We start from the raw sequence: 12664 nt of genomic DNA on the forward strand, positions 1-12664 counted from the left end.
GCCGATCGGCCACGGTTTTAGCGCGCGGGGGCCGCGAAAATCGCGCGGGCGGCGCGGCTGGCGTCGGCGGCCGAGCGGAACACCTTGCCTTCGAGCGCGAAGGCTTCGGAGACCGCCGCGAAAAAGCGGTAGCCGCCGCGATCCTGGCGCACGACGAGACCGGCCTGCCGGCCACGCACTTCGATGACGAACGCTGCGCTCATGGCGCGCTCCTTTTCACGTCTCTCAAGAAAGAACCCCGGCGCCGTCGCGGCGGCCGGACCACATCGACCCTGGCGTCAGGGGCGACATCGTCCCGCGGCCGTGCGGAGCCGGGGTGTGAGGTGGTCGAGAGAGGACGTCGGGAACGCAGGCATGACGGACCTTCGAGGCTGTCGGAACCACGGGCGTTCGTCACGCCGTGGCGCTTTAGCGATTGGTGACGCGGCGCAAGCTGCTCATTCAAAAGCCGCGGCGTTCGGTCGGGGCGACCCGAACGCAGGGTCACGATGCGCCCGGCCGGCCGCCGGGTCAATATAAATATATTCATTGCATAGATTTTATATTATTAAACATCGACCGGCTGGACCGGGCCCGGGCGAGCCGGGCCAGCCGCTCTTTGTTCCGAGCCGTTCAGGGCCGCCGGGGATCTTGAGGGTGACCGCCGGGTCGACACCGACCGCCTTGGCGGGCGCCAGCTCCTCCGCCGCGCGCCGGCCGCTCGCTCGACCTCCGCTATGTCGGTCACCATCTCGTGTGTCCGCAGGCGAGCCGGCGGTCGCGACCGGTCCGTCTGCGCGCGCACCGGCTGCTGGCCGAACTCGGGGTTGCGAGCGCGCAAGATTTCGCCGATCCGCGCGACGGGCGACGCCTCTTCAGCCGTCCTCGATCGCACGAAAGGATGGATGTCGGCGGCCGCGCAGGATATGCGGGGGCTCCCCGCGGGCTTGCGGGACGGTGCGTCGCATACGACTTGCCGTGATCGATCTTCGAACTCTCCAGAGCTGGCAGCCTCACCGCCGCAGCAGAAAGCGACGCGCCATGGCGCCGGACGACAGCCGAACGGCCTCCCTGGACGCGAACCATCTGCGCGGGAAACTGCGCGCCTACCACGAGCCGAGCACGGCTCGCAGCGTCTATGAAATCGGCCTGACGGTCGCGTTGTTCGCGGGAACCTGGGCGGCCATGGCGGTCGCGCTGAACCAGGGCCTGGTGTGGCTCTACCTGCTGCTGATCGCGCCCGCCGCCGGATTCCTCGTGCGGCTGTTCATGATCCAGCACGACTGCGGGCACGGCTCGTTCTTCCCGCGCCGCTCCGCCAACGACTGGGTCGGCCGCGTGATCGGCGTGTTCACCCTCACCGACTACGACTACTGGCGGCGCAGCCACGCCGTCCACCACGCGACCTCGGGCAACCTGGACCACCGCGGCGTCGGCGACATCGACACGCTCACGGTCGCCGAATACCGGGCGCGCTCGCCCTGGGGACGGCTGCGGTACCGGCTCTACCGCAACCCGCTGGTGATGTTCGGCTTCGGCCCTTCGTACGTCTTCATCCTGCAGGGCCGTCTGCCCGTCGGCTTCATGCGCAAGGGACGGACGCTCTGGCTCAGCACCATGGCGACCAACGTCGTCATCGCGCTGATCGCGGGCCTGATGATCTGGGCCGTCGGGGCCAGCTCGTTCTTCCTCATCCAGCTGCCGGTGGTCGCGCTCGCCGCCTCCGCGGGCGTGTGGCTGTTCTTCGTGCAGCACCAGTTCGAGGAGACGCACTGGCGCGAGGGCGACGAATGGAACGCCTCGGAAGCCGCGCTCCACGGCAGCTCGCACTACGATCTCCCGGCGCCGTTCCAGTGGCTGACGGCGAACATCGGCATCCACCACGTGCATCACGTGTCGAGCCGCATCCCCTACTACCGCCTGCCGGAAGTGCTCCGCGACTTCCCCGAGCTGCGCGCCGTGGGGCGGCTGACGTTCACCGAGAGCCTGAAATGCGTGCCGCTCGCGCTGTGGGACGAGACCGCCCGCAAGCTGATCTCGTTCAAGGAGGCGCGCCTGGCGGGGCTTTCCCCCAGCCCGGCCTGATTGTTAGAAAACGCGACGGCGGGGTTTCACGCGAAGCCCCCCGGAGTGGGCCGCACCGGAGCCATGTAGGGGCGCATGCGCGTCGAGCGAACGGACATCGCGGGCCTGCTCATCATCGCCCCGCCCGAGTTCCGGGACGACCGGGGCGTGCTTTCGGAAACGTGGAGCAAGCGTCGGCTCGCCGAGGCGGGCGTCGAGCTGCCCGAGTTCGTCCAGGACAACCGCTCGCTTTCGACGCGCCGGTGGACCCTGCGCGGGATGCACTACCAGGCCCCGCCGCACGCTCAGGGCAAGCTCGTGCGCTGCGGCCGGGGACGGTTCTTCGACGTCGCGGTGGACGTCCGGACGAGCAGCGCGACCTACGGGCGGTCGTTCGGCCTTGAGCTCAGCGCGGACAACGGGCTGCAGCTCTACATCCCCGAAGGCTTCCTCCACGGCCTGCTGACGCTCGAGGACGACACCGAGGCGCTCTACAAATGCACCGCCGACTACGCCCCGGAGACGCAAGGGGCCGTCCGCTGGGACAGCTGCGGCGTGGACTGGCCGGCGCCGGCTGGGATCGAGCCGATCGCCTCCGCCCGGGATGCCGAGGCGCAGCCTCTCGCCGCCTTCGTCTCGCCGTTCGCATGAGGACCAGCCCATGCGCCTGATCGTGACCGGCGGCGCGGGGTTCATCGGATCGGCGGTGGTGCGCCTCGCTGTCCGCGAAGGCCATGACGTCCTCAACATCGACGCGCTGAGCTACGCCTCGTCGCTCGCGAACGTCGCCGAGGTCTCGGGCTCGGTCCGGCATCGCTTCGCTCACGCTGACATCCGGGACGCGGACGCGATGCGCGCGCTGTTCCGCGACTACCGGCCGGACGGCGTGATCCATCTCGCCGCCGAGACCCACGTCGACCGCTCGATCGACGCGCCGCGCGTCTTCGTCGAGACCAACGTCGTCGGCACGCTGAACCTGCTCGAGGCGGCGCGCGCCTTCTGGCTCGACGCGGGCTCGCCCGCGCGCTTCCGCTTTCTCCATGTCTCGACGGACGAGGTGTTCGGCGCGCTCGCCGCCGACGGCAAGTTCACCGAAACCTCGCCCTACGCGCCGAACAGCCCCTACGCGGCTTCGAAGGCGGCCTCGGATCATCTGGCGCGGGCGTGGCATGCAACCTACGGCCTGCCGGTCGTCCTCACGAACTGCTCGAACAACTACGGCCCGTTCCAGTTTCCCGAGAAGCTGATCCCGCTGACGATCCTCGCGGCGCTCGGCGGCCGGCCCCTCCCGGTCTACGGCGACGGCCGCAACGTGCGCGACTGGCTCTACGTGGAGGACCATGCGGCGGCGCTGCTGCTCGCGCTCTCCAGCGGGGTCGTCGGCCGAAGCTACAACATCGGCGGCGACGCCGAGGCGACAAACATCGACATCGTCCGCGCGCTCTGCGGGATCCTCGACGAGAAACGGCCGAAGGCCACCCCTTACGACCGCCAGATCGCCTTCGTCGCCGACCGGCCCGGCCACGATTTCCGCTATGCGATCGACTCGACCCGCATCCGCGACGAGCTGGGCTGGGCGCCGCGGACGACGCTGCAGGTCGGCCTCGCGACGACGGTGCAGTGGTTCCTCGACAACGAAAGCTGGTGGCGCGGCCGTATCGACGAACGCGCCGCGCGGCTCGGCCTCGGCGTCACGCCGCCATGAGCCCGCTATGACGCTTCTCGTCTTCGGCTCCACGGGACAGGTCGCGCGCGAGCTGGCGCTGGTCGCGCCAAACGCCCGCTTCGTCGGCCGGAACGAGGCCGACCTCGCCGATCCGGCGGCCTGCGCGCGGCTGATCCGGGACGCCCGCCCGGACGCGGTGATCAACGCCGCCGCCTGGACCGCCGTCGACCTCGCCGAGGCGCAGGAGGCCGCCGCGCGCGTCGTCAACGGCGAGGCGCCCGGCCTGATGGCGCAGGCCTGCGCGGAGCTTGGCGCTCCCTTCGTCCACATCTCCACCGACTACGTCTTCAGCGGCGACGGCGAGGCCGCCTGGCGCGAGGACGACGCGACCGCGCCGATCAACGCCTACGGCCGCAGCAAGCGGCTCGGCGAGGAGCAGGTGCTGCGGCGCGGCGGGCGTTGCGCGATCCTGCGCTCCTCCTGGGTGTTCTCGCGCTTCGGCGCCAACTTCGTCCGCACCATGCTGCGGGCGGGCGAAGGCCGGCCGGCGCTGCGCGTGGTGAACGACCAGATCGGCGGTCCGACGCCCGCCTCGGCCGTCGCGCGCGCCTGCCTCGACCTGGCGGCCCGGCTGCGGGAGCCCGCGCCGCGCACCGGCCTCTATCATCTCGCGGGGGCGCCCGACGTCAGCTGGGCGGGCTTCGCCTCGGCGATCTTCGAGGCGGCCGCGATGGAATGCGAGGTGGTGGGCGTTCCCTCCTCGGATTGGCCGCGGCCGGCGCGGCGCCCGTCCAATTCCCGCCTCGACTGCGATCGGATAAGGCGTCATCTGGGCGTGCAACGACCCGACTGGCGATCCGCGCTTGGCCCGATCGTCGCCCATCTTCGAACGGACGACGCGTGAGCACGAGAAAAGGCATCATCCTCGCGGGCGGATCAGGCACGCGCCTCTATCCGATCACCCACGGCGTGTCGAAACAGCTGATGCCGGTGTTCGACAAGCCGATGATCTACTATCCGCTGTCGGTGCTGATGCTGGCCGGCATCCGCGAGATCGCGATCATCACCACGCCCGGCGACGCCGACCAGTTCCGGAAGGCGCTCGGCGACGGGCGCCAGTGGGGCGTCGAGCTGTCGTTCTTCATGCAGGAGAGTCCGGACGGGCTCGCCCAGGCCTATCTGATCTGCGAGGATTTTCTCGCGGGCGCGCCGTCCTGCATGATCCTCGGCGACAACATCTTCTTCGGGCACGGCCTGCCCGAAATCCTTCAGGCCGCAAGCGCCGGCCATGGGGGCGGAACGGTCTTCGCCTACCGCGTCACCGAGCCCGAGCGCTACGGCGTTGTGGCGTTCGACGCCGCGGGGACCGCGACCGCCATCATCGAGAAGCCGCAGGCGCCGCCGTCGAGCTACGCCGTCACGGGGCTCTATTTCCTCGATGGAACCGCGTCGCGGAAGGCGAAGGACATCAGGCCCTCCGGCCGGGGCGAGCTGGAGATCACGTCGCTGCTCGAGCTCTACCTGCAGGAGGGCTCGCTCAGCGTGGAGAAACTCGGCCGGGGGTTCGCCTGGCTCGACACCGGCACGCACGAAAGCCTGCTCGACGCGGGAAACTTCGTGCGCACGCTCCAGCAGAGGCAGGGGGTGCAGACCGGGTGCCCGGAGGAGATCGCGTTCCGCAAGGGCTGGATCACGGGCGAGGCCCTGTCCTCGATCGCCGCCGGCCTGTCGAAATCGGACTACGGCCGATACCTGAAGCAGCTCTGCGTGGAAGAAGGCTTCTAGGCTCTCGCCGTCACAGGTGGTGCAGCGCCATCGGTCGGCCGTCCACCTCCACGACGCGCATGCGGTAGCCGAAGACGGCGTCCAGCGTCTCGGGCGTCATGATCTCCGCAGGCGCGCCCATCGCCACCAGCCGGCCGTCGCGCAGGGCGACGATGCGGTCGGCATAGGCCGCCGCCTGGTTCACGTCGTGGAGCACCGCGACGATCGTGCGGCCGGCGTCGGCCCGCGCCCGTAGACGCCGCATCAGGTCGCGGGCGTAACGCATGTCGAGATTGTTGAGAGGTTCGTCCAGCAGCAGGTAATCGGTCGCCTGGGCCACCGTCATGGCGATCAGCGCGCGCTGGCGCTGGCCGCCGGACAGCGTCTCGACGAAACGCTCCTTAAGCGGCGTCAGATCGAACTGGTCGAGCGTCGCCGCCACCACCGCGTCGTCCTCGGGCGTCAGCCGTCCGCGGCTGTGCGGGAAGCGGCCGAAGCCCACCAGTTCGCGGACGCGCAACCGGCTCGCGACGCCGGGATCCTGCCGCAGGACGGCGAGCGTCCTGGCGAGCACACGGCCGGGGGTCGCGTCCACCGGCAGTCCCTCGACCGAGATGCGCCCGGTCTGGAGCGGCTGCAGCCGGGCGATCAGCGACAGCAGCGACGACTTGCCCGCCCCGTTCGGGCCGATCAGCGCCGTCAGGCCGCCTTTCGGCAGCGTCAGGCTGACATCGTGCAGGATCCGCGCGCCGCCGCGCGTCAGCGAGACGTTCTCGATCCGGATCATCGCCGGGCCTCCGAGATCAGCAAAGCGAGGAAGACGACGCCGCCGAGGAACTCGACCACGATGCCGAGCGCCCCCTCTCCTCCGAGGCCGTGCTGCAGCAGGGCCTGCCCGCCGACCAGGATGACGACCCCCACGAGGGCCGCCGCAGGCAGGAGCACGGTGTGGCGGCGGGTGTCGACCAGGCGCTCGGCGACCGCCACCACGAACAGGCCGAGGAACACGACCGGTCCCACCAGCGCGGTCGAGACGGCGACGAGAAGCGCGGTCAGCGCCAGCAGCCCGACCGCCGAGCGCCGCCAGTCGAGGCCGAGCCCCGTGGCCGGGTCCGACCCCAGCGCCAGGACGTCGAGCGCGTGGCGCGCCCGCCAGATCGCGGCGACGGAGACGACCGTGACGACGCCTGCGATGGCGAGCAGGTCGCTGCGGATCACGTTGAAGCTCGCGAACGTCGCGCCCTGGATGGCGGCGAAGGCGGTGGGATCGACCAGCCGGATCACCAACGCCGAAAGACTGCGGAACAGCACGCCGAGCACGACGCCGCTGAGCAGCATCAGCGTCACGTCCATGCGCGCGCGGAGCAGCGGCAGAAACAGCGCAAGCGCCATGCCGAGCATCAGCGCCGATTCCCCCGCGAACTTGAGGCGCGGGTCGAGCGTCGCGAAGCCATAGGCGCCGAGGCCGAACACCAGCGCGGTCTGGCCGAAGGCATAGAGCGCGTCGAGCCCCATGATCGCGGGCGTCAGGATGCGGTTCGCGGTCACGGTCTGGAACGTCACGGTCGAGGCCGCCACCGCGACCGCGACGAGAACGAGCGCCAGCAGCCGCACCCCCCGAAGCTGGAGCGCGAAGGCGAGGTCGCCGCGCAGGTTGAGGCCGAGGAACGCCGCCGTCGCGACCAGCGCGAGCCCGGCGAGGCCGGCGAGCACGACGCGTTCGCGCTTAAGCACGGGCCGGCCGCGGACCGAAGAGCAGCCACAGGAACGCCGCCGCTCCCACGACCCCGAGCACCGTGCCGACCGGCGCTTCGTAGGGGTGCCGCAGCAGCCGTCCCAGCACGTCGCAGCCGAGCGTCAGGCAAGCGCCCGCAAGCGCGGCCCAGGGCGTCGCCCGCCGGAGGTGGTCGCCGACGAGGCGGGTGACGAGGTTCGGCGCGACGAGGCCGACGAAGGGGATCATGCCGACCGTGGTGACCGTGATCGCAGAGACCACCGAGACGATGACGAGGCCGAGCCGCATCATCGCCGCGTAGTCGAGCCCGAGACCGACGCTCGCGTCCCGGCCGAGCGACAGCACGGTCAGCCGGTCAGCCGCCCACCAGGCGAGCCCCGTCGCGGCGGCCGCGAGCCACAGCAACTCGTACCGGCCGCGCAGCACGCCGGAGAAGTCGCCGTTGATCCAGACCTCGACGTACTGCAGGAGGTCCGTCCGCCAGGCGAGAAAGGTCAGCGCGGAGCCGAGCACGGCGCCGTAGGCGAGGCCGAACAGCGGCACCAGCAGCGGCTGGGTCGGCGGCAGCCGCTGGGCGACCGCGACAAACAGCGAGGACGCCGCCAGCGCCGCCGCGCTCGCCGCCGCCATCTTCATCGGCAGCGAGGCCGCGGGCCAGAGCAGCGTGACCGCGAGCACGCCGAGCGCTGCGCTCTGTCCGCCGCCGGCGGTCATCGGCTCGACGAAGCGGTTGCGGGCGAGCGTCTGCATCACGAGGCCCGCGACGGCGAGACCCGCGCCGGCGAGCACCGCAGCCAGGGTCCGGGGCAGCCGGCTCGCGGCGAACAGCGTCCAGGCCGCGGGATCCTGCGTCAGGCGCGCGAGGCTGAGATGCCCGGCGCCGACGAACAGGCTGGCGGCGGCGAGCGCCAGAAGCAGCGCGACGCCCGCGAGACCCGCCGGCGACGCGCGGGAGACAGCCCTCATTTCGCCGCGTCGAACGCGGCGGTCATGGCCTTCAACGTGCGAGTCAACGCCTGCACCCCGCCGCCCGCGACGTAGAAATCGGCGGGCGTGAGGTAGATCACCTGCCCCTTCTTCCAGGCGGTCGTACCGGCCACGAGCTCGTTGTCCAGCGTCGCCTGGGCGCTCGCGCCGGGCGCGCCGATGGCGGCGGCGCGGTCGACGACGATCAGCCAGTCCGGATTCGCCTGCGCGATCAGCTCGAACGACGCGGCCTCGCCGTGGGCGCCCGCCTTGACCTCCTTGATCGCGGGCGGCAGGCCCAGCGCCTCGTGCACCCAGCCGAAGCGCGTGCCCGGCCCGAACACCGAGATCTTCGGCCCGGTCGTCATCAGGATGAGCGCGGTCCCCTTGCCCTGCGCCGCCGCGCGGGCGGCCTGCTCGGCGGCCTCCAGCTCGGCCTTCGCCGCCGCGGCCTCCGTCTCCCGGCCGAACAACGTCCCATAGGCGGCGAGCCTCGCCTTGGCCTCGCCCACGAGATCGACGCCGGTCATGCTCATGTCGATCGTCGGCGCCACCTTGCGCGTGGCCTCGGCCCGCGCGGACGAGCGCCCGCCGACGATGATGAGATCGGGCTTCAACGCGCTGAGCGCCTCGAGATCCGGTTCGAACAGTGTGCCCACATGCGCCGCCTTGGCGGCGATCGGCTCGAGCGTGGGCGCGTAGAGCTTCTCCGGCACGCCAGCGGGCGTCACCCCGAGCCTGTCGAGCGTATCGAGCGCCGACAGATCGTAGACGGCGACGCGCTTCGGCGGCGTCGCGACGTCGACGGGGCCCGAGGCGGTCACGATCTCGACGGCGGAGGCCGGGCCGGCGGCGCCGACGAGCGCGACGATCAGCGGGAGGATGCGCACGGCCTTGAGAAGGCCGGACATCCCCCGCGGGCGGCCGACGTCGTCGCCCTGAGCGGTCGCCGTCGTGGCGCGCCCCATCGCCTGTTCCGCCATTCGTTCGTCTCCCGTCAACGCAAGCGGCGCGCACGCGCCCTTAATCGAAGAACGAGTCAGAGCGGCAAAACCCGTAAAAAGGTGGTCAGATGCGCTCCACGCCGCCGGTCGCGCGCTGCGGCGCGTTCAGCGAGGCCGGCAGCGGAATGAACTCGCGCTCGTCGCCGGGCACCGTGTCGAAACGGCCGTTCGCCCACTCCTCCTTGGCGAGTTCGATCCGCTCGAGCCGCGAGGAGACGAAGTTCCACCAAATGTAGCGCGGCCCTTCCATAGGCTCGCCGCCGAACAGCATGAACCGCGCGTCGGAGCGGGCGTGGACCGTGATCGGGTCGCCCGGGCGCAGAACGAGGAGCTGCCCCGGCGCGAACGCGTCGCCTGCGATCTCGATCTCGCCCGAGATGGTGTAGATCGCCCGCTCCTCGTAGCTCGGGTCGATCGGCAGGCGTCGTCCCGCCGCGAGGCGGACGTCGGCGTAGAGCGTCGGCGACGCGACGGCGAGCGGCGAGGTCTCGCCGAAGGCGGAGCCGGCGATGAGCCGCGCCTGCACGCCCTCCACGTCGATCACCGGCAGCGCCGCCGCGCCGTGGTGCATGAAGGCGGGGTCCGCCTCCTCGATCGTGGTGGGAAGCGCCATCCAGGATTGGATGCCGAAGAGCCTCTGGCCCGTCCGCTTGCGGGTCTCGCTGGTGCGCTCGGAATGCACGATGCCGCGGCCGGCCCGCATCCAGTTCACGGCGCCGGGCTGAATGGCGATCTCGGTGCCGAGGCTGTCGCGGTGGAGGATCTCGCCTTCGAACAGATAGGTCAGGGTCGCGAGGTTGATGTGCGGGTGCGGCCGGACGTCGATGCCCTGGTCGGTCAGGAACTCCGCCGGGCCCATCTGATCGAAGAAGATGAAGGGCCCGACCATCTGGCGCTTGGTCGACGGAAGCGCCCGGCGGACCACCATCTCGCCGAGATCGACAGCGCGCGGCACGATCAGGGTCTCGATCGCGTCGGTCGAGGCGCGGTCGCCGATCACAGGATCGGGACAGGAGGTCCAGGTCATGGCGTCGTCCTCTGCCGAAACATGCGCCGAACAGCGCGTCGCCGGGCCGCGATTGAAGCCCGGTTCCGGCGCGTCGGCAATCGCGCGGGGGCCATCCCGCGCGCGAGCGGGTTAACCCATACGATCGTCCAGAAGCGCCCGGTACTCCTCCGCGCTGGGCTGGCGCGGCGCCGTCGCGTGGCTGTGGTCGGCGAGCGCGCGCTCGACCACCCACGGCAGCACGTCCGCGGTCACGCCGAGGGTCTCGAGCCCCGCCGGCACGCCGAGCCGCCGGTTGAGGGCGTCGAGCTCGTCCGCCAGGTCCGTCTCGGGGGCGAGGCCCATGGCGGCCTTGAGCCGCTCGATCTTGTCGCCCACATGGCCGGCGCTGAACCGCAGCACGGGCGGCATCAGGATGGCGTTCAGGGTCCCGTGGTGCAGCGACGCCGTCTTCAGGCCACCGAGCGCGTGGCTGAGCGCATGGACGGCGCCGAGGCCCTTCTGGAAGGTCAGGCCGCCCTCGAGCGCGCCCATCATCAGCTCGGAGCGCGCCTCGATGTCGCCGCCGTCGGCGCAGGCCCGCTCGATGTGCCGCCAGATGCGCCCCGCCCCGTCGAGCGCGATCGCCTCGGCCGGCGGATTGAAGCGCGGCGAGAGCAGAGTCTCGATGCAGTGCGACAGCCCGTCGAGCCCGGTCGCGGCGGTCAGCCACGCCGGCAGGCCGAGCGTCAGCTCGGGGTCGCAGATCGCGAGCTTCGGGATGAGATGCGGGCTGATGAAGCCGAGCTTGCGGCCGTCGTCGAGGCTGATCAACGCGGCGCGGCCGACCTCCGAGCCGGTGCCCGCCGTGGTCGGAACCGCGATCAGCGGCGCGACCGCGGCGATCTTCGGAATTCCGCCGAGGATCGCGGCGTAGGTCTCCAGCGGACCGTCATGGGTCGCGAGCAGGGCGACCGCCTTCGCGAGGTCGATCGGCGATCCGCCGCCGGCCGCCACCAGACCGTCGCAGCCACCCGCCTTGTAGACCTCAAGCGCGGCGAGCGCCGCGGATTCGGTCGGGTTTGTCGGCACGTCGAGGAACACCGGCGACCCTGCCGGGCAGAGCGCCGCGATGCGGTCGACGATGCCCGCGGCCTTCAAACCCCGGTCCGACACGATCAAAGGCCGCGAGATCTTGAGGCCCTGGAGCGCTTCGCCGAGCCGCGCGACGGCGCCGATCTCGAAATCGATCGTCGTGAGATAGGTGATCGGAGGCATTGTTCATTCCCCGGGCTTTTGATCGCAGCCCAAGGCAATCGCTCAGGTCGGAGCGATTGACAACCGTCGAAGACGCATCGGACGTCGGCCGTATCGCCGTCCCACGCCTTCGGCGGTCGCCGGTCCCGCTTGAGCGGAGACATGCTCATCGCGGAATTTCGAGGACGCGCCGGTTCCGGCCTCGGACAACCGAAGCCGGCCCCAACGGTCGCCTCAGACCTTCGCGAGCAGGTCGGTCACCGTCACCTTTTCCGGCAGGACCTTGCGCTCGACGAGCCAGTCGGCGGCCTTCTGCAACTGGGCGATGAAGGCCTCGTCAGTGACGGGATAGATCTCGTAGCGCCGCTTGCGCGCGAGGAAGAGGTCGCGGACGGCGTCGGAGTAGCGGGGCGGCGACCCTTGAGCGATCGTCTCGGCCTCCTGCGGGTTCGCGCTCGCCCATTCGGCCTCGCGGGCGAAGCCGGCGTTCACGAGCCGCACGATGTCGGCGTTCTCGGTCGCGAAGGCGCGCGAGGTCAGCCAGGTCGTGAAGTCGATCTGGAAGTCGAGGTCGCGCTCCTCGACGAAGATGTCGTGCGCCTTGTACTCCGCGCGGGCGATGTCGACGCCGGGGCTCCACATCGACCAGGCGTCGACCTTGCCGGAGGCGAGCGCCGGCGCCGCGTCCGGGGGGTTGAGGTAGACGACGTTCACTTTGGAGCGGTCGACCCCGTATTTCTCCAGCGCCGCGACCAGCAGGAACTCGCCGAGCCCCGAGCGGTTCACGGCCACCGACTTGCCGACCAGATCCTGAACCTGCTCGATGCCGGAACCCTGACGGGCGATGATCGAGGTCGTGCGCGGGCGGTAGACCAGGAACTGGGTGAAGACGAGCGGCGAGCCGGCGCTGATCGCCGCGAAGGCCGGCGTCGTGCTGCCGCCGAAGCTGAAGTCGGCGCTGCCGCCCATCACCGCCTGCAGGGTCGGCGCGTGGTTCGGGAACGGACCGACCCACTCGACCTTGAGGCCCTGATCGTTGAGCGCCTTCTCGAACGCGCCGCGCTCCTTGGCGATGAGGGTGAGACCGCCGGAGGGACCGAAGGTCAGCCGCACCGTGTCGGTGTTGCGTGCGGACGCAGGGGCGGCGCCCCCGAGCGAGAAGGCGCCGGAGAGCGCGCCGGCGGCGAGCGTCGACCCCGCGAGGAACGTGCGGCGCGAAGGGGTGCGGAACAACGACATGGGTT

At 70.8% G+C, this 12664-nt stretch carries 13 protein-coding genes; 5 read left to right on the plus strand and 8 right to left on the minus strand.

Translation table 11 applies throughout. From position 1 onward, the window contains the following. Positions 1–17 precede the first annotated feature (17 nt). On the minus strand, positions 18–203 hold the full coding sequence (locus JOD31_RS06045) for a hypothetical protein (RefSeq protein WP_204949420.1): 186 nt from the start codon (positions 201–203) through the stop codon (positions 18–20). 817 nt (positions 204–1020) lie between these two features. Here JOD31_RS06045 and JOD31_RS06050 point away from each other — a divergent pair. From JOD31_RS06050 to rfbA, 5 genes are all read left to right on the plus strand, one after another. After that, positions 1021–2064: a fatty acid desaturase gene (locus JOD31_RS06050; RefSeq protein WP_204949421.1), complete on the plus strand. Its 1044-nt coding sequence runs from the start codon at positions 1021–1023 to the stop codon at positions 2062–2064. A 75-nt stretch (positions 2065–2139) separates the two neighbouring features. Further along, positions 2140–2694 (plus strand): dTDP-4-dehydrorhamnose 3,5-epimerase, encoded by a 555-nt coding sequence (rfbC, locus tag JOD31_RS06055; protein WP_204949422.1) that lies wholly within the window; start codon positions 2140–2142, stop codon positions 2692–2694. 10 nt (positions 2695–2704) lie between these two features. Further along, a complete protein-coding gene (gene rfbB, locus JOD31_RS06060; protein ID WP_204949423.1) occupies positions 2705–3748 on the plus strand; it encodes a dTDP-glucose 4,6-dehydratase in 1044 nt (347 codons plus the stop codon). A gap of 7 nt (positions 3749–3755) precedes the next feature. Beyond that, positions 3756–4613, plus strand: a complete 858-nt coding sequence (rfbD, locus tag JOD31_RS06065; protein ID WP_204949424.1) for a dTDP-4-dehydrorhamnose reductase — start codon at positions 3756–3758, stop codon at positions 4611–4613. After that, entirely contained in the window at positions 4610–5494 is an 885-nt protein-coding gene (rfbA, locus tag JOD31_RS06070) for a glucose-1-phosphate thymidylyltransferase RfbA (protein ID WP_204949425.1), read from the plus strand. Before rfbD ends, rfbA begins: the two co-directional genes overlap by 4 nt. 10 nt (positions 5495–5504) lie before the next feature. On the opposite strand, the gene JOD31_RS06075 is transcribed toward rfbA, so the two are convergent. From JOD31_RS06075 to JOD31_RS06105, 7 genes are all read right to left on the minus strand, one after another. Continuing rightward, positions 5505–6260 (minus strand): iron ABC transporter ATP-binding protein, encoded by a 756-nt coding sequence (locus JOD31_RS06075; protein WP_204949426.1) that lies wholly within the window; start codon positions 6258–6260, stop codon positions 5505–5507. Then, positions 6257–7207 (minus strand): iron chelate uptake ABC transporter family permease subunit, encoded by a 951-nt coding sequence (locus JOD31_RS06080; protein WP_204949427.1) that lies wholly within the window; start codon positions 7205–7207, stop codon positions 6257–6259. The genes JOD31_RS06075 and JOD31_RS06080 overlap by 4 nt, the downstream gene beginning before the upstream one ends. After that, complete coding sequence (locus JOD31_RS06085; protein ID WP_204949428.1) at positions 7200–8174, minus strand: ABC transporter permease; 975 nt, start codon at positions 8172–8174, stop codon at positions 7200–7202. Before JOD31_RS06085 ends, JOD31_RS06080 begins: the two co-directional genes overlap by 8 nt. Beyond that, a complete protein-coding gene (locus JOD31_RS06090) occupies positions 8171–9157 on the minus strand; it encodes a siderophore ABC transporter substrate-binding protein (protein WP_204949429.1) in 987 nt (328 codons plus the stop codon). Before JOD31_RS06090 ends, JOD31_RS06085 begins: the two co-directional genes overlap by 4 nt. 85 nt (positions 9158–9242) lie before the next feature. Beyond that, positions 9243–10205: a pirin family protein gene (locus JOD31_RS06095; RefSeq protein ID WP_204949430.1), complete on the minus strand. Its 963-nt coding sequence runs from the start codon at positions 10203–10205 to the stop codon at positions 9243–9245. A 111-nt stretch (positions 10206–10316) separates the two neighbouring features. After that, positions 10317–11441: an iron-containing alcohol dehydrogenase gene (locus tag JOD31_RS06100; RefSeq protein WP_204949431.1), complete on the minus strand. Its 1125-nt coding sequence runs from the start codon at positions 11439–11441 to the stop codon at positions 10317–10319. A 213-nt stretch (positions 11442–11654) separates the two neighbouring features. Continuing rightward, on the minus strand, positions 11655–12659 hold the full coding sequence (locus JOD31_RS06105; protein ID WP_204949432.1) for an ABC transporter substrate-binding protein: 1005 nt from the start codon (positions 12657–12659) through the stop codon (positions 11655–11657). Positions 12660–12664: the final 5 nt, after the last annotated feature.

The sequence above is a fragment of the Methylopila capsulata genome (assembly GCF_016907975.1).
Classification (GTDB): Bacteria; Pseudomonadota; Alphaproteobacteria; order Rhizobiales; family Methylopilaceae; genus Methylopila; species Methylopila capsulata.

Coding starts and splice junctions, on each gene's coding strand:
- JOD31_RS06105 (WP_204949432.1), bottom strand. CDS start 12,659: ATGTCGTTGTTCCGCACCCCTTCGCGCCGCACGTTCCTCGCGGGGTCG.
- JOD31_RS06045 (WP_204949420.1), bottom strand. CDS start 203: ATGAGCGCAGCGTTCGTCATCGAAGTGCGTGGCCGGCAGGCCGGTCTC.
- rfbB (WP_204949423.1), top strand. CDS start 2,705: ATGCGCCTGATCGTGACCGGCGGCGCGGGGTTCATCGGATCGGCGGTG.
- JOD31_RS06095 (WP_204949430.1), bottom strand. CDS start 10,205: ATGACCTGGACCTCCTGTCCCGATCCTGTGATCGGCGACCGCGCCTCG.
- rfbC (WP_204949422.1), top strand. CDS start 2,140: ATGCGCGTCGAGCGAACGGACATCGCGGGCCTGCTCATCATCGCCCCG.
- rfbD (WP_204949424.1), top strand. CDS start 3,756: ATGACGCTTCTCGTCTTCGGCTCCACGGGACAGGTCGCGCGCGAGCTG.
- JOD31_RS06085 (WP_204949428.1), bottom strand. CDS start 8,174: ATGAGGGCTGTCTCCCGCGCGTCGCCGGCGGGTCTCGCGGGCGTCGCG.
- JOD31_RS06075 (WP_204949426.1), bottom strand. CDS start 6,260: ATGATCCGGATCGAGAACGTCTCGCTGACGCGCGGCGGCGCGCGGATC.
- JOD31_RS06100 (WP_204949431.1), bottom strand. CDS start 11,441: ATGCCTCCGATCACCTATCTCACGACGATCGATTTCGAGATCGGCGCC.
- JOD31_RS06050 (WP_204949421.1), top strand. CDS start 1,021: ATGGCGCCGGACGACAGCCGAACGGCCTCCCTGGACGCGAACCATCTG.
- JOD31_RS06090 (WP_204949429.1), bottom strand. CDS start 9,157: ATGGCGGAACAGGCGATGGGGCGCGCCACGACGGCGACCGCTCAGGGC.